The organism is Sulfurospirillum arsenophilum NBRC 109478, assembly GCF_000813345.1.
Classification (GTDB): domain Bacteria; phylum Campylobacterota; class Campylobacteria; order Campylobacterales; family Sulfurospirillaceae; genus Sulfurospirillum; species Sulfurospirillum arsenophilum.
On sequence record NZ_BBQF01000003.1, the window covers coordinates 501,588 to 521,074 of the forward strand.

The 19,487-nt window shown below is 41.2% G+C and carries 20 protein-coding genes; 11 read left to right on the plus strand and 9 right to left on the minus strand.

Annotated features, from left to right (window positions below; all coding sequences use genetic code 11):
• The first annotated feature begins 23 nt into the window (after positions 1 to 23).
• Complete coding sequence (locus SAR02S_RS10190; protein ID WP_232294035.1) at positions 24 to 1,403, plus strand: efflux transporter outer membrane subunit; 1,380 nt, start codon at positions 24 to 26, stop codon at positions 1,401 to 1,403.
• A 19-nt stretch (positions 1,404 to 1,422) separates the two neighbouring features.
• On the opposite strand, the gene SAR02S_RS10195 is transcribed toward SAR02S_RS10190, so the two are convergent.
• On the minus strand, positions 1,423 to 2,931 hold the full coding sequence (locus SAR02S_RS10195) for an MFS transporter (protein WP_041959318.1): 1,509 nt from the start codon (positions 2,929 to 2,931) through the stop codon (positions 1,423 to 1,425).
• A gap of 114 nt (positions 2,932 to 3,045) precedes the next feature.
• Positions 3,046 to 4,440: a cation:proton antiporter gene (locus tag SAR02S_RS10200; protein WP_052433600.1), complete on the minus strand. Its 1,395-nt coding sequence runs from the start codon at positions 4,438 to 4,440 to the stop codon at positions 3,046 to 3,048.
• A gap of 188 nt (positions 4,441 to 4,628) precedes the next feature.
• Here SAR02S_RS10200 and SAR02S_RS10205 point away from each other — a divergent pair, with 188 nt between their 5' ends.
• The 4 genes from SAR02S_RS10205 to dut are packed head-to-tail and all read left to right on the plus strand — an operon-like array spanning position 4,629 to position 8,288.
• A complete protein-coding gene (locus tag SAR02S_RS10205) occupies positions 4,629 to 6,026 on the plus strand; it encodes a PhoH family protein (RefSeq protein WP_041959319.1) in 1,398 nt (465 codons plus the stop codon).
• Positions 6,023 to 6,796: a UDP-2,3-diacylglucosamine diphosphatase gene (locus SAR02S_RS10210; RefSeq protein WP_084218489.1), complete on the plus strand. Its 774-nt coding sequence runs from the start codon at positions 6,023 to 6,025 to the stop codon at positions 6,794 to 6,796. Before SAR02S_RS10205 ends, SAR02S_RS10210 begins: the two co-directional genes overlap by 4 nt.
• On the plus strand, positions 6,781 to 7,563 hold the full coding sequence (locus SAR02S_RS10215) for a patatin-like phospholipase family protein (protein ID WP_041959321.1): 783 nt from the start codon (positions 6,781 to 6,783) through the stop codon (positions 7,561 to 7,563). The genes SAR02S_RS10210 and SAR02S_RS10215 overlap by 16 nt, the downstream gene beginning before the upstream one ends.
• A 26-nt stretch (positions 7,564 to 7,589) precedes the next feature.
• Positions 7,590 to 8,288 carry a dUTPase gene (gene dut / locus SAR02S_RS10220; protein WP_041959322.1) on the plus strand — a complete coding sequence of 233 codons (699 nt, stop codon included), beginning with the start codon at positions 7,590 to 7,592 and terminating at the stop codon, positions 8,286 to 8,288.
• 15 nt (positions 8,289 to 8,303) lie between these two features.
• Here the strand turns inward: dut and SAR02S_RS10225 are convergent, their stop codons facing one another.
• Positions 8,304 to 8,846, minus strand: coding sequence for a 6-carboxytetrahydropterin synthase (locus SAR02S_RS10225; protein ID WP_041959324.1), 543 nt, complete (start codon positions 8,844 to 8,846; stop codon positions 8,304 to 8,306).
• 121 nt (positions 8,847 to 8,967) lie between these two features.
• On the opposite strand from SAR02S_RS10225, the gene SAR02S_RS10230 reads away from it, so the two are divergent.
• Genes SAR02S_RS10230 through SAR02S_RS10240 form a run of 3 tightly spaced genes read left to right on the plus strand, consistent with a single transcriptional unit; the run spans position 8,968 to position 11,987 of the window.
• On the plus strand, positions 8,968 to 9,546 hold the full coding sequence (locus SAR02S_RS10230) for a 7-carboxy-7-deazaguanine synthase QueE (protein ID WP_041959326.1): 579 nt from the start codon (positions 8,968 to 8,970) through the stop codon (positions 9,544 to 9,546).
• Positions 9,546 to 10,214, plus strand: a complete 669-nt coding sequence (queC, locus tag SAR02S_RS10235; RefSeq protein WP_041959328.1) for a 7-cyano-7-deazaguanine synthase QueC — start codon at positions 9,546 to 9,548, stop codon at positions 10,212 to 10,214. Before SAR02S_RS10230 ends, queC begins: the two co-directional genes overlap by 1 nt.
• A 57-nt stretch (positions 10,215 to 10,271) precedes the next feature.
• A complete protein-coding gene (locus SAR02S_RS10240) occupies positions 10,272 to 11,987 on the plus strand; it encodes a sensor histidine kinase (RefSeq protein ID WP_041959329.1) in 1,716 nt (571 codons plus the stop codon).
• A gap of 25 nt (positions 11,988 to 12,012) precedes the next feature.
• Here the strand turns inward: SAR02S_RS10240 and SAR02S_RS10245 are convergent, their stop codons facing one another.
• Positions 12,013 to 12,576 (minus strand): NAD(P)H-dependent oxidoreductase, encoded by a 564-nt coding sequence (locus SAR02S_RS10245; RefSeq protein ID WP_041959331.1) that lies wholly within the window; start codon positions 12,574 to 12,576, stop codon positions 12,013 to 12,015.
• Between the two features lie 127 nt (positions 12,577 to 12,703).
• Here SAR02S_RS10245 and SAR02S_RS10250 point away from each other — a divergent pair, with 127 nt between their 5' ends.
• Both SAR02S_RS10250 and SAR02S_RS10255 read left to right on the plus strand, forming a co-directional pair.
• On the plus strand, positions 12,704 to 13,051 hold the full coding sequence (locus SAR02S_RS10250; RefSeq protein ID WP_041959332.1) for a winged helix-turn-helix transcriptional regulator: 348 nt from the start codon (positions 12,704 to 12,706) through the stop codon (positions 13,049 to 13,051).
• On the plus strand, positions 13,048 to 13,377 hold the full coding sequence (locus SAR02S_RS10255; protein WP_041959334.1) for a DHCW motif cupin fold protein: 330 nt from the start codon (positions 13,048 to 13,050) through the stop codon (positions 13,375 to 13,377). The genes SAR02S_RS10250 and SAR02S_RS10255 overlap by 4 nt, the downstream gene beginning before the upstream one ends.
• Positions 13,378 to 13,492: 115 nt before the next feature.
• Here the strand turns inward: SAR02S_RS10255 and SAR02S_RS10260 are convergent, their stop codons facing one another.
• From SAR02S_RS10260 to SAR02S_RS10275, 4 genes are all read right to left on the minus strand, one after another.
• Positions 13,493 to 13,912 (minus strand): acyl-CoA thioesterase, encoded by a 420-nt coding sequence (locus SAR02S_RS10260; protein WP_041959335.1) that lies wholly within the window; start codon positions 13,910 to 13,912, stop codon positions 13,493 to 13,495.
• A gap of 139 nt (positions 13,913 to 14,051) precedes the next feature.
• Entirely contained in the window at positions 14,052 to 15,440 is a 1,389-nt protein-coding gene (locus tag SAR02S_RS10265; protein WP_041959336.1) for an ATP-binding protein, read from the minus strand.
• Positions 15,434 to 16,105, minus strand: coding sequence for a response regulator transcription factor (locus SAR02S_RS10270; protein ID WP_041959337.1), 672 nt, complete (start codon positions 16,103 to 16,105; stop codon positions 15,434 to 15,436). The genes SAR02S_RS10265 and SAR02S_RS10270 overlap by 7 nt, the downstream gene beginning before the upstream one ends.
• Positions 16,106 to 16,112: 7 nt before the next feature.
• Positions 16,113 to 16,781 carry a phosphate signaling complex PhoU family protein gene (locus SAR02S_RS10275; protein WP_041959338.1) on the minus strand — a complete coding sequence of 223 codons (669 nt, stop codon included), beginning with the start codon at positions 16,779 to 16,781 and terminating at the stop codon, positions 16,113 to 16,115.
• Positions 16,782 to 16,916: 135 nt separating this feature from the next.
• Here SAR02S_RS10275 and olsF point away from each other — a divergent pair, with 135 nt between their 5' ends.
• A complete protein-coding gene (olsF, locus tag SAR02S_RS10280) occupies positions 16,917 to 18,635 on the plus strand; it encodes a bifunctional ornithine lipid synthase OlsF (protein ID WP_041959340.1) in 1,719 nt (572 codons plus the stop codon).
• Between the two features lie 70 nt (positions 18,636 to 18,705).
• Here olsF and SAR02S_RS10285 read toward each other — a convergent pair whose 3' ends face one another.
• Entirely contained in the window at positions 18,706 to 19,482 is a 777-nt protein-coding gene (locus SAR02S_RS10285) for a dioxygenase family protein (RefSeq protein ID WP_052433601.1), read from the minus strand.
• Between the last annotated feature and the right edge of the window lie 5 nt (positions 19,483 to 19,487).

The following is a 19,487-nucleotide window of genomic DNA, read 5'->3' on the forward strand; positions in this document are numbered from 1 at the left end:
TGCGTACAGTACATAGATGCACCTTGAGTTTGGCAGTAGTATCTTTTTTGTTTAGCGGATGTGTCTCCCTTGCGCCTGATTATGCTCGACCAAGTGCGCCCGTTCCAAGCACGTGGGATATGGGTGCTAAAGAGAGTACCCGAAGCGTACAAGAGCTTTCATGGCAAGCGTTTATTCGCGATGAAAGACTCTCAAAAGTGGTTGCTCAATCCTTAGAGCAGAGTCGCGATTTGCGTAAAGCGGTTGCGAATATTGAAGCGGCTCGTGCGACATACCGTGTTCAGCGAAGCAGTGAATTTCCAACCATCGAAGTAGGCGCAACAGGCTCTAAAGCGCGTTCGGTCACAGGAGAAAATAGCACAGCTATTTCTCAAAGTTCTTCTGCAACGGTGGGTCTTAGTAGTTATGAGTTAGATTTTTTTGGAAAAGCGAGAAGCCTCAGTGAATCTGAGTTTGAAACGTATAAAGGGGTTGAGGAAGCAGAGCGCTCGGTTCGCATTACCCTCATAGCAGAGACGGTGAGCGCATGGCTTACCTATGCTTCCGACCAAAGTCTTTTGAGCCTTTCACAGCAAACTGAAGCGAGTGCAAAGCACTCTTTAGAGCTTGTGCAAAAAAGGGTTGAGTTAGGCATTGACTCTAAAGTCTCACAGTATAATGCCCAAACGATTCTCCAGCAAGCCAAAGCCGATGTTGCAAGCTATACAACCAAAGTGGCTCAAGATCGTGCTGCTTTAGAGCTTCTTGTGGGTGCTAGAGTCGATGAGGCACTTTTACCAAAAGAGCTTGAGAGTGCGTCACAAAACTGGTTGTCCGATGTTCCTATAGGACTCTCTTCAGAGATTTTGCTTAACCGACCCGATGTTTTGGAAGCAGAGCACAACCTCAAAGCTGCCAATGCCAATATAGGCTCAGCCAGAGCGGCGTACTTTCCTTCGATAACGTTGACAACCAAAGGCGGTGTGGGCTCAAGTACGCTTAGCGGACTTTTTAGTGGAGGCACTTCAACCATCTGGTCGTTTGTACCGAATATCTCTCTGCCTATTTTTGATGCAGGCGAGAGAGAGGCTAATTTAGATTATGCTAAAGCCAAGCGCGATGTGTATATTGCAACGTATGAAGCAGCGATTCAAACCGCATTTAAAGAGGTGAGTTCAGCACTAGCAAGGCGTGCAACCATTTACGATCAATACCACGCGCAAGAAGCCTTGGTGGAAGCAACCAAACAGAGTTATACGCTCTACGACGCACGCTACCAAAAAGGAGTCGATACGTACCTTAATGCGCTTCTTTCACAACGATCTTTCTATAGCTCACAGCAATCACTCATTTCTGTTCGCTTGGAAGAACTGAACAACCGTGTGACGTTGTACCGCGTTTTGGGTGGTGGTTTAGCGCACTAAACTCTTTACATGTAAAGAGTTAATGCGCTTCGCTTTTAATCGTTTTAGGGAGGAGCCAAATCGCTAAAACGCCACTCATTACAGAGATCAGGCATCCTAAAATCATCGTGTGATAAACGCCATCAATAAAGGCTTTATCCACGACGTCTAGGAGCTTTTGTTGCAAAGTCGCGTCGCTTAGGGAAGCGATAGCACTGTGGGCGGATTGGATGGAGGTTTTAAGTGCCACGGCAAGTGAACTTTCCACGTCCATCTCTTTGATGTGTGAGAGATAAATGCGGTTGACGTAGCTTCCCAAAATGGCAATGCTCATCGCGGCTGAGAGTTCAATGGTCGTATCATTGAGCGCACTTCCCACCCCAGCTTTTACTTTGGGAATAGAACCCATAATAGAATCAGTAGAAGGTGGCATCGATAATCCCATGCCCAAACCTTGAATCAAAAATCCGCTAAGAATTGCCCAAAGCGCCATATGCACATCAATTGTAAACACAAACACTGCCATACCCAAAGCAGAGATAATAATCCCACCACCAATGCTCAGATGCGTGCCATAGTGCTTGACAACATGCGGTGCCAACTGTGAGCCAATCATCACGCCCAGTGTCATAGGTGTGAGCAACAAACCAGCCTCTAAAGCGCTGTACCCTTCGACGGTTTGGAAAAGCTGCGAGAAGAAAAACATGGAACCGACCATTCCAAAGACAATCAACGCAATGGCAAAAGATGGGATCGTAAAAGTGCGCTTTTCAAAAAGCTCAAAAGGAATCATCGCGTAGGAGCATCGTCTCTCCCACAGTATAAAAATACCACAAAATACAAATCCAATGATAAGGCTTACTCTAACATCGAAATCAGTCCAACTTTTAACACCTGCTTCGATAATGCCATACGTTAGGGAGAATAAAAAGAGTATGGAAAATAGCATACCGACTAGATCTGCTTTGGCACTTTTGTTGTGCGATTCAGGGAGTATCCATGACGCATAAACAAAGGCAATGAGTCCAATAGGCAAGTTGATAAAAAAGACCCAGTTCCATGAGGTGTATTCGATGATGAAACCGCCTATTAAGGGTCCTAGCCCTTGGCTGAGTCCAAAGATGAGTGACCAAAGACCGATGGCTTTCATTCGCTCAGTAGAGTCTGTAAACATATGTGTAATGATGGAGAGCGTGGAAGGCATAATAAAGGCAGCACCAAAACCGCTCAAACTACGATAAAAAATAAGCTCTGTGGTAGAAGTTGAAAGCCCAGCTCCCAGCGAAGCAAGACTAAAGAGGACAATGCCAATTTTAAGAAATAATTTTCGCCCATAATGATCACCTAAAGCTCCAATGGTAATTAAAATAGAGGCAAAAAAGAGAATGTAAATATCGACAATCCATTGAAGTTCACTCATCGTAGCTTTTAAATCGGTTGAGATGGAGGGGAGGGCGACATCAAGGACAGTATTGTCCAGTGTGATGATGGACATGGCAACGCAAAGTGCGCCAAGACCTGCCCATCTTTTTTCGTGAGAATATTGCATTTAAAGTATTCCTAAAATCGTAAAGTGTAATGAGTGTTACAAAAGAGAATGGTACCAAAGATCAGCTTAGGCACCGATCTTTGGTGGAAGAGAAGGAGTCTTTACATGTAAAGATTAATGCTTTTTAAATCCTAAGTCGATGAGGTATAAAAGAGGGCCTGTCATAAACGTGGTCACCAGTGCCATAATGACGAACATGGTAAATAAGATAGGTGATAAAATCCCCAGTTCATAACCGATATTTAAAACAACCAATTCCATCAAACCTCTGGTGTTCATAAGGGCACCAATGGCGAGTGAATCTTTCCATGAAATCCCCATAAAACGACTGGCAACGGCACTGCCGATAAACTTTCCGACAACGGCTACGACAATGATTGCTAGACATACGATCCAGTGTTGGGATTCAAGCAAATTGATCTGTGTACGAAGTCCTGTAAGGGCAAAGAAAAGTGGTAAGAGTACCAGTAAACTCACATATTCCAAACGAGGTGCAATGCGCTCTTTGATTTCACTCTCACTGGAAGAGGGCATCATAACACCTGCCATAAAGGCGCCAAAAAGGGCATGGATACCCAGTAATTCTGTGACCAATGAACTTGCAAGAAGTACCACTAAAACAATGGTAGTAATTTTCATATCCAGTGTTTCATGCATTTGTGTGCCAAGGCTTCGTAAAAAAGGTTTGATGACAAACAGCATCACCGTAATGTAGATGACAATAGGGATGAGCATCAGCACAGACATCAAAAGATTGGTTGAAGTCGAAACGGAAATAACAATCGCTAAGATGTACCATGCTGTTGCATCATCCGCAGCAGCACACGTGAGCGCCATCGCACCATACGAAGTTTTAGTGAGGTTACGATCTTTTAGGATACGTGCAAGCACAGGAAAGGCGGTAATGCTCATCGCAATACCAATAAAGAGTGCAAACGCTGTAAAGGTCACCGTTTCAGAAGAAAAAGATGGGTAGATGACATAGGCAAGAATCGTACCCAAAAAGAAGGGAAAGATGATGCTTATGTGGCTAATGACAACAGAAGCTTTACTCTGCTGTTTGAGTTTGTCAAAATCAAGCTCCATACCTACAACAAACATAAAGAGGAGCAGACCGATTTGACTTAAGAAGTGTAGGTTTTGAAACGAACTTTTAGGAAAAAGCAGTGCAGAAAACTCTGGGAAAACAAGCCCTAAAAGAGATGGTCCAAGCAGTACTCCCGCAAAAATTTCACCGATAACGGGTGGCTGAGAAAACTTAGAAATGAAAATACCAAAGGTACGAGCTGCCGCCATAATGACGATGATCTGCACCAGCAAAAGAGCGAGTGGATGCGACAGTTGTGTGGTAAAGGTTGTTCGTAAATTATCCCAAAAACTTCCAACGGAAACGGATTTTGAAATGAACTGCGTGCCCACATAAAGGGAATTGCCATAGTCTATAACTAAAAAAATACCACCGCCAAAAAGGAGCAGTGAGAGTAGATAGATTTTCGTCGAACGATCCATAGTTAACCTCCTTGTCTCTAAGAGAAGCTCTTAGATATAAGATTCAATTATAACATATTGGGTTTGCTCGAATTCTGAAACGTTCTGACTGGCTTACATGTAAAAGAAAATGCTCAATAAAAAGACACCTCTTTTGTTACCAAGTTGATATAATGTTTGCATAGAATTATCGCATGAAAGGGAGTCAGATGTCAGTCAACAAAGTTTATGTGCTCGATACCAACATTATCTTGCACAATACCAATTTTATTAAAGAGTTGTGTGATGGCGGAAACAACATCATTGTGATCCCAGAAACGGTGCTCATTGAGCTGGAAGATTTTAAAAAGAACTTTACGGAACTTGGCTACCAAGCGAGGAGTTTTGCCAGAATGTTGGCAACGTGTAAAGTCATCGAAGTGGACATTCAAGAGCCATTTCGTGTGGTGAAGATGCAGTATGAAGAAGACATTGCGATTCATCTCTTCTCCAAAACTGTTTACAACTCAGATATAGACTCTCAATTTATCAACGAATCCAACGATAAACGCATTCTTGAAGTCGCTTCAGGCGCGCAAACGTACTATCCTGATTACAAAGTTATTTTTCTCTCCTTAGATGTCTATGCGCGTATGTTTGGACTTTTCTACAATGTCACCGTTGAATCCTTGCGTGAAGATAGAAGCGATGTTCCAGAGTTTGAGTTTGTCAAACAGCTTCCCATCGACTCAGCACTTTTCAATACACTCGATAAAAAGCTGATTATGGAGTATGACCCAGAGTACAAAAGCGGCAACTACTGCTATGAATTTGTCAGTGGAGATGGCAACTCTGAACATGCCATTATCTCTCCTGGTGGTATCATTCACATGCTCAATGAAGAGCTTGACTTTAGAGGCTTGGAAATTAAGCCCATCAACCTCAAACAAAAGTTTTTTATGAAAGCGCTTCTTTCCAATATGTACGACATTCACGTCATCGATGCACGTGCGGGTAGCGGTAAAACCTTGATGGCGTTTGTTGCGGCGATGAGGTTGGTGAGTAAAGGCAGTTACGAAAAGATCGTTTATGTGCGCAACTCCATCGAAAGCGTTGACAAAGGTGCGGATATCGGCTACCTCTCAGGCAACGATGAGAAGTTTAGAATTTACAATATGGCGCTCTATGATACGCTTGAATTTATCGCCAAAAAGCGCATCAAAAAACGAGACAACTCCCAAGAGCCGCAAGTGGCGATTGAGAAAAAAGTACAAGAGCTCATCACCAAGTATAACATCGAAAAGCTCTGGCCGGGTGAAGCGAGAGGTCGAACACTCTCAAATGCCATTGTGATTTTAGATGAGTGGCAAAACAGCTCAAATAATACGACACAGCTTATTTTATCGCGTCTGGATAATAACTGTAAAGCCATCGTGATTGGTTCCAACAGACAGATCGATAATATGTACCTTAACCGCTTCAACAACGGTTTAACATCACTGTTAAAACAGACCAAAAAAGCGCAAACACACATTTCGCTTTTTGCGATTGAGTTAGACAAGTCGGTGCGTGGTAAATTCTCGCACTTTGCCGATGATATTTTTGGGGACGTGGACAAACACAAATGACCAAATACCAATTTTCAGGGGATGAAGACCCGATCATTTTTCGCTCCATCTTTATCTCCGACCTTCACTTGGGAACACGTTTCTCCCAAGCGGAGGAACTTTTGGAATTTTTAAAATTTACACACTCTGAAAACCTCTATTTAGTCGGTGATGTTATTGATGGTTGGGCGATTAAGCGCAAGATCAAATGGGCACAGTCACACACGGATGTGATTCAAAAAGTGCTCAGGAAAGCTCGAAAAGGCACAAATGTTTACTACATCACCGGCAATCACGACGATTTTTTGCGCTCTTTTTTGCCTTTAGGTTTAGGTGATCACATCAAAGTCGTCGATGAGGTAGAGTATAAGAGCCTTAACAACGAGCATTTTTTCATTACACACGGCGATTTTTTTGACAGTATTACGATGACGAAACGGTGGCTCGCGATTTTGGGAGATATAGGATACGATCTTTTGCTCAATGTCAACCACGTCATTGGTTGGTTTCGCAAAAAGCTTCGTTACCACAGCCATTGGTCGCTCTCCAAGTATGTTAAGGACAATGTCAAAAGCTCTATCTCGTTTATCACCGATTTTGAACACATCTTAAGTGAACATGCCAAACGGAACCATTACGATGGCGTGATTTGCGGGCATATTCATAAGGCGGAAATTCGCGATATTGAAGGCATTAAGTACCTTAACTGTGGCGATTGGGTTGAGTCCTGTACGGCAATCGTGGAAACCTTAGAGGGTGAATTTAGGATTATACGATGGCTGGGACATTGAAAATTTCACTCGCTCTTTCAGGCGGAGCCGCTAGGGGCGCTTTTCATTTAGGAGTTATTGCTGCACTTGAGCGAAATAATGTGGATATAGCCGCTGTTTCAGGCACCAGCATTGGGGCCGTCATTGCCGCAGGTGTGGGTTCAGGTGTGAGTGCTTTTGATATGATTCGTATTTTTCAAAGCAAAGCATTTCGTAAAGTGTTTCAATTCAACTATTTCCGAAGAGGATTACTGCGCATCAATGAAAAGGCGACAATCTTAAAAGAGATAGCACCCATTTCTCGCTTAGAGCAGATGCTCATTCCAACGTTTGTGACATGTGTTGATCTCCCCAGTGGTGAAATCGTGCGTTTTAGTAAGGGTGAGACGATAAAACTTGCCATCGCAAGCGCTGCGCTCATCCCTATTTTTCGCCCCATCACATATGAAAATTATACGCTTATTGATGGGGGATTTATGGACAATTTACCCGTAGAACCACTTTTGAAGCTTCCCTATCCAGTGGTAAGTGTGAACCTTTTTCCTTTACATGTAAAATCAAAAGGGAAAAATTCCTCTAGTATTGAGCGGGCGATTTATCTCTCCATTTTGGCTTCTTCCAAGCGGCAGATAGAACAGAGTGATCTGTGTATCAGTGATCCTGCTTTGAATGATTTTGGATTGTTTACTTTTGGGCAATTAAAGGCATGTTTTGAGCTAGGATACGCTCAAGGGAGTGAGTCCATTTTGACTTTTATGGCACAACAAAGTATAATCAAGTCCTTTTAAAGGTGATACGTGATTAAAGGAATAGAATGACAAGCAAAGATTATTTAACCCAAATGTTCTCCCTTCAGCAAAAGCTGAACGATGAAACCAATGGCATCGGCTGGGAAAATGGGTACACAAAAAACAACCGCATGATTAACTGGAAACGATGTATTTACATGGAGTGCGCGGAGCTCATTGATAGTTTTAGTTGGAAACATTGGAAAAATATTAATAAGCCTACCGACTGGGACAATGTCACGGTTGAGATCGTCGATATCTGGCATTTTATTATGAGTTTATTGTTAGAAGATTATAAAACCAATGGCAAAGGTGACATCGAAAAACTTGTTTTAGATGTGCTGGATGTGCAAGGTTTTGAAGCGTTTACGAAAGAGCCATTATCCGCGGGATCTGCTGATCCGATGGAGCTTATCAATGACATTGAGAGCATCATCCATGACACAACAGGCTTTGAGATAGACCTTTACGATGGACTTTTATGTGAGTATTTTACACTCTCACGCAAATGTGGCATCAATCTAAAAGTATTGTATAAATTCTATGTGGCGAAAAATGTTCTCAATCAATTCCGTCAAGATCATGGGTACAAAGAGGGACATTACATCAAAGTATGGAATGGTAAAGAAGATAACGAAGTGATGCTCTCACTCCTTCAAGGTGAGTCTGCTCCAACGGTAGAGGCACTTTATAAAAAACTAGAGAAAGCCTATCCAAAGGCGTAAAAAGTAGGGTTTCCCCTACTTTTTATTGTAAACGATACTTCTGCTTTTTGGTGTTTCTAAAAACTCTACGTGTGACACTTCCACTCCCAAACGACTCATCTTTTTCGCAATGATGCCCAGTAACCATGTTGAGATATTTTCACTGGTTGGCACGAAATCAACGATGATGTAGCCCTCATACATCTCTATAAGATGGCTTGGTTGATCGGTGATAGTATTAAGATCAGGAATTTTATAGCCTGCTTCATTTTCAATGAGGTTTTGTTTGTCTGCAAAATGTGGCAGGAGTGTTTCAAAAAGTGGATCGTGAATATCGATGATAAATTTATGGTCTAACGTGGTGTCTAAAAAGAGTTTGAACCAGTTGAGATGATGAAAGTCGGTGACCATGCCATTTTTAAGCTCATTGCTTTGTAAAAAAACGATAATTTTGCCTTGGTGACCATGCAGGTGGCGACACGCTAAACAGCCATTCAGTGAGAACTCAGCGTCTAGTTCTTGCGACCAAACACGGTGTCCATAACAAAAATCGAACTCTTTACTTATTTGCCAAATCATTTATATATAACCTTTTTTGAAGTCTTTAATGATACCTAAAAAGAGATATAAAGAAAATTTTTGACGTGGATTTTAGAGTAAATATATTATGATATAACTATTAAATCAATGAAAGAGCGTTATGTTAAAAGTCGTCGAAATATTTTATTCTATTCAAGGGGAAGGCACTCAAGTGGGTGTTCCCTCCATCTTTATTCGCCTGTATGGGTGCAATCTTACCTGTGCGTTTTGCGATGAAGTGTTGCACAAGGCTGAGTATGAAAGCCTTAGTTTTAATGAAGTGATCGAGCGCATTAAAAAATACCCTTCCATGCATGTTATCATTACCGGTGGCGAGCCTACCCTTTACAATCTAAATGGATTTATCGAATTTTTACAAGCCCATATGTACTCTGTAGCTGTTGAAACCAATGGATATAATTTTTCCAATATTGTCAATGCAAACTGGGTGACCTATAGCCCAAAAAATTGGGATAAAATTGAAAAAAATGGGTATGATGAGATTAAATTTGTTGTGGGGAAAACGTCTCCTGTTGAGAAAATACTCGACTTTAAAAGCTATAAGCCTATTTTTATTCAGCCTCAAAACGAGATGGATCGTCCCAATCAAGAGAATCTAAATTATTGCATCGAGTTTGTCAAAGCACATCCTCAATTTATCTTAAGTGTGCAGTTGCACAAGTTTTTAGGAGTAGAGTAATGAAGCGCGCATTGGTTGTTTTTAGTGGTGGACAAGACAGCACTACCTGTCTTGGTTGGGCGAAAAACCGTTTTGATTATGTGGAGAGTATTACGTTTGATTATGGGCAAAAACATCGCGTTGAAATTGCACAAGCGGGGAAGATCGCCGAAGCTTTACATGTAAAAAATACATTGCTTAGTCTTGATGCTTTTTCTCAGCTCAATGACTCAGCATTGATCGATAGTACGCAAGATATTGGTGCACATCACAGAACCCATACTAACCTTCCAGCCTCTTTTGTTCCTAATCGTAACGCGATCTTTTTTACCCTTGCACATGCGTTTGCTCAAAAGCAAGGGATTGAACACATTATCATTGGGGTCAATCAGACGGATTATTCGGGGTATCCTGATTGCAGGGAGCCGTTTGTGAAAGCCTTGGAGCTTGCACTCAATCTTGGCAGCGAAGCGAACATCACATTTCACTATCCACTCATGCATTTAACCAAGGCTGAAACCTTTGAACTCTCCAAGCAAGAGGGCGTTTTGGAGCTGGTCATTAATGAGTCGCATACGTGCTATAATGGAGATCATCAACATAAACATACATGGGGATACGGTTGTGGCGAATGCCCAGCGTGTGTCTTGCGAAAACAGGGTTGGGAAGCTTACGAAAAACAGATTTAAAATTTTTACATGTAAAGATGCGTAAGTCATACTTGCATCGTAATAAGGAGAGCTACCATGAGCATTAAGTCCTCTTTTTTGATCTTAACGATGTTAGCGTTTTTAGTCTCTATCGGCTTTGAGTTTGTCAACTGGTCGGACGAACGCGAAGATGTTAATGCTATGGCAGAGCGAAATGCCGACGAGATGGTGCAAGGCTTTAAACAACTGTTGGCGTTAAAGTCTGATCCTTTCAAAAAACAGACAATGGACTATGCTGCATGGAATGATCTTGCTCATTTTACGGAAACAAAAGAGCTCCAATGGGCAGATGACAACCTCAAAGGTAGCACCATACAGTTTGGCATTAACGGTTTTTACATCTTAGACGCTTCAAAAAAAGTTCTTTTCTCCGAAGTTGACAAATCTTTTTTAGAAAACATCTCTATACTGTTTCCTCTCGAACTTCTTGATAGCGCAAATAGTGAACTGCTACACTTCTTTGCTAAAACACCTCAAAATATCGTTGAGTTTTACGTAGCTCCTATTCACCGCATTGACGAAAATGTGAGTGCAGACTCTTTGTCAAAAGGGTTTGTGATTATCGCCAAGCATTGGGATGAACCTTTTTTAGAGGAGCTTAGTCGTTTTGGCATTGCAGAGGTGCAGTTGAGTGCCTTTAAGACGGGCCAAAATAATTATTCGATTATGCATGAAATTCCATTTCTGGGGATTCAAGGTGAAAAAGTCGGTACACTGTATTTGCATTTCCATAACAAGATGAATGAAGTTTTGGATAATTACGGCACAAAGGATATCCAACTCTCCTTCCTCAATACCTTCCTTCTGATGCTTGTTTTTGCGCTTTTAATTACAAAATTCATCTCTTTCCCACTACGTGACATTACCAATGCACTTGAGCATAAAAGCAAAGAGCCTTTACGAAAGTATTTACTCAACGAAAACGAGTACGGAGCAATTGCGACAGCACTATGTGAATCGTTTGATACTAAAAATGAGCTTGAAGAGCTCAATAAAAACTTAGAAGCAAAAGTGCATGAAGAGGTTGAAAATAGTAGACTTAAAGACAGAATGCTTTTTCAACAAGCCAAACTTACAGCCCTTGGGGAGATGCTTAACAACATAGCGCATCAGTGGCGACAACCACTCAATACCATCAGTGTGGTTATCAGTAAGATTTATTTGGACAGTAAACGGGAAAAATTGACACCGCAGATGCTTGAAGATGAGATTTGTAAGCTTCGCGAACTTATTCAAAACATGTCTTCTACCATTGATGATTTCAAAGATTTTTTCAAACCAGATACTGAAAAAGTACGCTTTTCGCTTCGCAAGTCAATGGAAGAGTGTATCAAAATCACTGATGGTGGCATCGCTAATAAAAACATTGCTTTTCAAGTGGATTGTCCTATTGAGATTGAAATAAATGGCTTTAAAAAAGAGCTTTCCCATGTGCTTTTGGTTTTGATTAATAATGCTAAAGATGCGATCATCCAAAGAGAGATTCAAAACGGGACTATTAGCCTAAAAGCGTATGAACAAGAACACTACATCATCATTGAAGTCTCTGATAATGGCGGTGGTGTGGATGAGGCGCATGTAGCGTCTATCTTTGATCCATTTTTTACGACCAAAGAGGCGATGGGTGGAAGCGGGACAGGACTTTACATCTCTAAGCAGATTGTTGAGCAGAGTATGCAAGGCTCCATCAGTGCTGTCAATGAACGAGGTGGACTTGTTGTGACACTTGTTTTACCTAAAGAAGAAGCGTAGCAAAGGGAAAATTCCCTTTGCATGATTACTCTGCTAAAAATTTAAAAAGAGATGTACTCCAGTCTTCGCAGTTAAGAATTTTTTGATACGTGTTAATGTCTTTTTTAAGCGCTTCATCTGTCAATTTCATCGCACCATAGGCTGCAAAAATTCCTTTAAACTCCATTCCCGTAAACACAATCGTTGATTGAAGTGGTCTGAGGTACTCACTGAGCGTAAAGTTGTTGTATGCACCTGATTGGTACGCATACTCAGGTGAACCTGTACTCACGATGATTTTGCTCTCTTTTCCCGCAAGTTTACTTCCCTCTGGTCCATACGCGAAACCATAACCTAACACTTTGTCTTGCCACTCTTTTAAAATAGCAGGTGCGCTGTACCAGTAGAGGGGGAATTGAAAAATGATACGATCAAATTGGACTAAGAGTGCTTGCTCTTTAGCAACGTCAATGGCTTCAACGGTTTTGTAAGTCGCATACAGATCATGTACGGTGATGTTCGCTTCGTTTTTGATACTTTCAAGTAGTGCTTTATTGACTTTAGATTCAGCAATATTGGGGTGTGCTAAGATAATCAGTGTTTTTTTCATAGGGTCTTTCCTTAAATAATTTAGAAAAATATACCGCTTAGTAACTTAAAGTTTATTATAGAAAAAAAAGTAAGCAAAGAACAAAAATGGTGATTATGATATAATACAAAAATAAGAGGTGATAACTATGACAACAACAGACGTAAAAGAGTTGCAATGCCCTGTAGCATTGACATTGGACATCATTAACGACAAAAGTAAAATCTTTATTGTTTACATATTGCTTAGTGGTCAAAAAAGGTTTAAAGACATTTGTGAAGCTTTTTCCCAAGTGACACAAAAAACAGTGACGCAAAAGCTCAAAGAGTTAGAAGCGGATCATATCATTGAGCGAACTGTATTTGCTGAAGTGCCTCCACGTGTGGAGTATGCACTCAGCCCCATGGGTAGAGAGCTTGAAAAAGTCCTTGCTTCTATGCATGCCTTTGGTGAGGTTTATTCTGCAAAGTATGGGTGTACAAGAGTTTGTAAATGAACATGACCAACATTCCTTTTGGCACAACCGATTGGGAGCGTATTGAAAAAGTAGAGCACAAAGGTGAAAGTGGCAGTGCTTTTTGGCGAACGAAACAATGTGGCAACATTCGTGTGCGCATGGTTGAGTACACCGCAGGCTATAAAGCCGATCATTGGTGCCAAAAAGGGCATATCCTTTTGTGTTTAGAGGGTGAACTTTACACCGAGCTTGAAAACGGTGAAGTGCATTTGCTTAAAGCTGGCATGAGTTATGAAGTAGCGGATGATACGATGGCACACCGCTCTTATACGCCAAGTGGCGCGAAGCTTTTTATTGTTGATTGATCTTTACATGTAAAGACACAGAGCTTGAGAAGAAGCTTTTTTTAGAGGCATGATCGAGGCATTAATGGGATGAGAGAACCTCTGAATCAGTTTGTTCTCTCCCCATGTGTTTAGCTTACTCTTTTTTTTCAATCTCTAATGTTATGAGCTCATTCTCAGTATAAGGAATTGCTGCTTTTTTACCATCAGGTGAGATGTTAACGTAGGTAATCACCGCACTGGTTACATGTAAACAGCGGTGAGTTCCTTCTACAGAGCGTTCTGCATTGACTTCGATTTGTGTGGTGATGGAGCTTTTGCCCACTTTGATGATCTTAGCGTAGCAACTGAGTACATCGCCCACTTTGACTGCTTCACGAAATTCCATAGAATTTACAGCAACGGTTACGACACGTCCAACATTAAGATCGCGTGTGGCAAGACTTCCTGCAATGTCGATTTGCGACATGATCCATCCACCGAAGATATTGCCAGAAGGGTTGGTGTCTTTTGGCATAGCGACAATTTTTATGCGCGGTTCACCCATATTGTACATGTAAAGCCTTTATCATTTTATACGCTTTTTAGGCAAAGCCCAAAAAACTACGTTAGCCACTGGGGCGCTAAAGCTTGCCTCTTTCGAGGCAGAAACTTTGGCAAAAGTAGCAAAATTTAAGGGTTTATCTTATAACAAATCAGTTTGAAGGTAATTTAAACGAAAAATCAGATCCTACGCCTAAGCTACTTTGTATCTCTAAAGTAGTGTTGTGCAGTTTGAGGATGTAATTGACAAGGGCTAGTCCTAAACCCATCGAATTATCCCATGAATGCGAGTTTGAGCGGTAGAATTTTTGGGTCACTTTTTCAATTTCTTCTTCTTTAATTCCCACGCCACTGTCTTTTACATGTAAAGCTTCATTTTCAAACGTAACGGTGATGGCGTCTTCGGAGTATTTAAGCGCATTGTCGATGAGGTTGGAGATGACGATTTCCATCATCGTACGATCTGCTGTAACGCTCATGTTGCTTGGAAGCTTACACGTGATGGTGCGATTTGGGTGCTTTTCACGAAAACCTTGAGCTAGATCTTGGGTCAATTTCGCAATATCAAATGTGCTGTTTTGTGTGTTAAAGTCACCATTTTCAAACTTTGTGGTGAGGGCTAATCGGTCGATCATGCCAGAGATTTTTTGAGCATTTTGAACGATTTTTCCTAAAAAACGCTCTTTGATTTGCGCATTAGCATTGGGGTCATCCAAAAGCGTTTGCGCATAACCCATAATGGAAGCAATAGGGTTTTTAAATTCGTGGCTAATGGCAGAGATAACATCGCTTCTTTGTTGGCTAATCAGCTTAATTTTCGCGGTGTACTTGCGTTTTTGTTTCGCGCGTTTTTCCAATTTTGCTGCTAATTTTTTAAGGTAGTTGGCAATCTCTAAAAACTCTAAACTAAAGTGGGAAGCGAGGCTTATTTTGTAATCTTTATCGGCGATTTGTTGGAGGTTTTCGATGATTTTATCGATCTCTCGGCGAATTTTTTGGCTTAGCACATACGCGCCATAAAGCCCTATGATGATGCTGAGAAAAAAGACGATGGTTAATTTGATCCAAAGCTCATAAAAACTGTGCATCACCGTGTCAATATTGGACGCTAAGCGAATAAAAAAGGTTTCATCACCTTGTTTAAAGCGGTGTGCAACATACAAGAAATTACTTTTAACCGAATCGGAGTAGCGTATAGAGTGACCAAATTCGCTTTTGTGTGCTTTGATGATCTCTTCTCGATGCGCATGGTTGTCCATCGCTTCATGTTCTTTATCACTGTCAACGAGTACATTGCCGTTTTGGTCAATGAGTGTAAAACGCATATGGGCGTTTTCTTTTACCATTTTGGCAAACTCTTCAAGATTGGTAATTTGCGGAAGTTGGTATTTGATGATCTTGATGTGCGATTCAAGTTCATGCTCATAGCGCTCAATATTGTCATTTTTAATGGTAAAGTAACTGACAATGCCTGAGAGTATCAAGGTGGATAAAAAAAGCGTTAGTAAAGCTCGTGTAATGTGCTGATGAAGCATTAGCATAAGCTGTATCCTACTCCCCAGATGGACTTGATGTACTCTTTCTCTTTGGTGGGATCTATCTTTTGTTTGAGGCGGTTGATGGCAACATTGACGGTTTTGTCTTGGAAAAACTCATCATTTTTCCAGACATGTTCGAGTAAAAATTCACGGCTTAAGACCGCGTTTTTATTTTCGATCATTGTGCGCAGAAGATCAAACTCTAATTTTGTCAGTTCTACCTCTTTGGCGTTGACGGACAAGCGGTGGGCTTCAAGGTCAAGTGAAAGATCGCGGTAAGAGAGCATACTTTTACTCACAGGCGATGTGCGAGAGAGAATGGCTTTAATGCGCAGTAAAAGCTCTTTCATATTGTAAGGTTTCGTGACATAGTCATCACAGCCTCTTAAAAACCCCTCTTCAATATGCGTATCGCTGTCTTTGGCGGTTACAAAAATAACAGCTTGTGTAAACCCTTTTTTACGCAAAGCCTCAACAAATTCACTTCCTTCAATACCTGGTAAATTACGGTCAACGATGAGAAGATCGATTGGCTCTTCTTGAAGACACTTTTCGACATTTTTGGTGTTTAAAAACCCCAGTGTCTCATACCCCTCTTTTTGAAGGTGGTACTCTAAGAGTTCCAGTAGGTCTTCTTCATCTTCAATGATTAAAATAGTCTGTTTCATTTGCGTCCTAATAAGTCTTCATCTCTCCGCCAACACGTGAAAAAATCATCAGTTGGACGATGTTCACACTGCGATCTGCCATACGCTCTAATTTACGCATGGTACTTAGGATTTGAATAAAATCAGCCGATTGATCAATGGTTTTAGTAAGGTCACTTAAGATATTTTTTTCCAAGATCGTGTAGAGATCATCGCTTTTACTCTCTTCTACTTTGACTTTACGGTACGTATCTTCAAGCGTCTCTTTATCGCCTATATCAATCGTCCCAATTGCCAATTTAACAGCTTGAACCGATGTTCTACAAAGATGAGAAGAGTACTCATGCAACGAAACGAAAGGAACATCACCTTGAAGATGACCGACCATACGTTTGGAAAAGCTACGGATATTTTCAGCAATTTTGACAAGCTCATTGGTAATTTTGAGATACGCAACCATTTTACGAAGGTCTTTTGCTTCAGGACCAAAAAGAGCAAGTGTTACAACGATTTCATTGTCAATGGCGTTGGCCTGAGCCTCAATATTTTTAAGCAGTGTACGAGCAGATTCAAAGCGTGTTACATCTAAACTCTCCATACCACTGAGTGCTTTTTCACTCGCCATGATAATCTCAGATCCGAGCCCCAAAAGCATTTTTTTGATTTCGATGAGGCTCTCTTCATATTTTTGAAGCATACGTTTTCCTTACAATATTTTGACATCATTGTAGTTTGAATTCATTACAATATGGTAACATAAAAATACCCCGAGCGTTACCACATCGTAATCAGCTCCTTTTATAATCAAGCCAAAATTACCAAGGAGTTTACAATGGTAGATGTGGAAAAAACGTTAAGCCTTAAGTATCCGAGTATTGTTTATTATCCAAGTATGGTGAGAAATTTCGTTGTTTATCTGCTCAAAAAATTACTGCACCAAGATGAGATCAACGATTTTATGGTTCACGGTGAGGCGTACCGTGGTTTTGATTTTGTTGAAGCGGTGTTAGAGTATTTCAATTTTGGCTATACGGTTTCCAATAAAGACAAAGCCAATATCCCTTCCTCTGGGCGTATCATCATCATCGCCAATCACCCTTTGGGTGCGCTTGACGCCCTGGCTCTTATCTCGCTCATCAAAGAGATACGCAGTGATGTTAAAGTACTTGCCAACGATGTTTTGATGCAGATAGAGCCTCTAAACAATCTTCTCATCCCTATCGATAATCTGACAGGATCAACGGCGAAGGAGTCGATCAAAAAGGTGTATGATGCTTTGGAAAATGATGAAGCACTCATCGTCTTTCCCTCAGGTGAAGTCTCCCGCGCCCATCCTACAGGCATCAAAGATGCGAAGTGGAAAAAAGGGTTTTTAAAATTTGCTCAAAAGAGTAACTCGCCCATTTTACCGGTCTTCATTGATGCTAAAAATTCACCGCTCTTTTACACGCTCTCGATGATTAACAAAAAGCTTTCTACGTTTTTACTGGCCAGTGAGATGTTCAAAAAACGCTCCAAAGTCATTAGTTTTAAAATCGGTGAGATGATTACCTATAAGACGCTTCAAAAAAGTGATCTGGGCGATACAACGCTTATCAACCTTTTGAAAAAACATCTCTATAAGATTAGTAAAGGCAAAAAAGGTATCTTTGCGACGCAAACGGCGATTGCTCATCCTGAGGAGCGCAAAGCGATAAGGGCTGAGCTTAAAAAATCGACGCTTTTGGGGCAGACAAGTGATGGTAAAAAGATCTATCTGTATGAGTACGAAAGCGGTTCCATTTTGATGAAAGAGATCGGACGTCTGCGAGAATTCACGTTTCGTAAAGTGGAAGAGGGTACGGGTGGAAAACGTGATGTGGATGCGTTTGATAAGCACTATAAACACATTGTCCTTTGGGATGATGAAGAGCTGGAAGTCGTGGGCGCGTACCGCATTGGTGAGGCCAATTACATCAGTGAATATTTTGGGGTGGATGGATTTTATTCGCAAACACTTTTTGAATTTACCCCTGAGTTTGAGCCGTACTTGCACAACTCCATCGAGCTAGGACGTAGCTTTGTTCAACCGCGTTACTGGGGAACGAGGGCGCTGGATTACCTCTGGCAGGGCATTGGGGCATATCTGTTTAATAATCCCCATATCCGCTACATGTACGGACCTGTGAGTCTCAGTGATGTTTACCCGAAGATTGCTAAAAATCTTATTATCACCTTTTACTCGCTTTATTTCACCTCACCCAAAACACTGGTGAGTGCGCGCAATGGCTTTTTTATGAGTAGGGTTGAACGTGAAGAAGCGCAGGCATTTTTTAAAGGCAATGACTATAAAGAGGATTTCGCCACTCTCAAAGAGCAACTCTCCCATATGGATCTAAGCGTGCCAACACTTTACAAACAGTACACAGAGCTGTGCGAAGAGGGTGGCATCTGCTTTTTAGATTTTAACATCGACAAAGAGTTCGCCAATTGTGTGGATAGCTTTATTTTAGTGGATATTACTAAAATCAAAGAGGCAAAAAAAACAAGATACATTAAAGGGGCTGCGTAAAAAAGAGCGTTACTCTCCATTCTTTGCCCAAAGATGACAATAAGCAATGGAGAGTAAATTCACCTATATCTTATGACGTGTACATAAACCCTTTCATACTTAAAGAGGCATTTTGAAAAAACGGTGTGAGGGTTTTGAGTGTATCGTTTTCATGTCTCGTCCCTGCAATGTAAAGTAAGGGTAAATAGTGATCGATGGAAGGATGCGCTGTTTTAAAATCAGGGCATTGCTCTTCGATTCGAATAAGGCTTTCGATGTCATTACATGTAAAGGCTTTATCAATAAAGCTATCGACATTTTTAGCCCATTCTACAGCAGGCGCATTGATGTTGTAAAAATCAACAAGCCCTAAATTATGCGTTAGGTTTCCACTTCCAATAATCATAATTCCTTCTTCTCTGAGCACTTGCAGTTGCTCACCTATCTTTACATGTAAAGAGAGTGGAAGGTTCTTATTAATGCTCAGTTGGATAACAGGAATGCTAGCTTTTGGAAAGAGGTACAAAAGAGGCATCCACGCACCATGGTCTAAGCCCCGTTCCACCAAGGGCGCATCCAAAAGTGTTGCTATGCGCTTGGAAAGCGTATTGTTGCTAGGTGATTTATAGCTGAGTTCGTACAATGCTGGAGGGAAACCGTAAAAATCATACAACGTTTCGTACGCAATGCCTGAGCTCATGCTCACAGCGGTTTGGTTGGTGTACCAGTGTGCTGAGATGACAAGAATGGCTTTAGGTGTTGGAAGCTCTTTGGAGAGCGCTTCCAATGCTTCTGTGAAACTGTTTTCCAAGATCAAGTTCATGGGAGAGCCATGCCCTATAAAAAGGCTTGGCATGCGTTGGCTCATAAGAA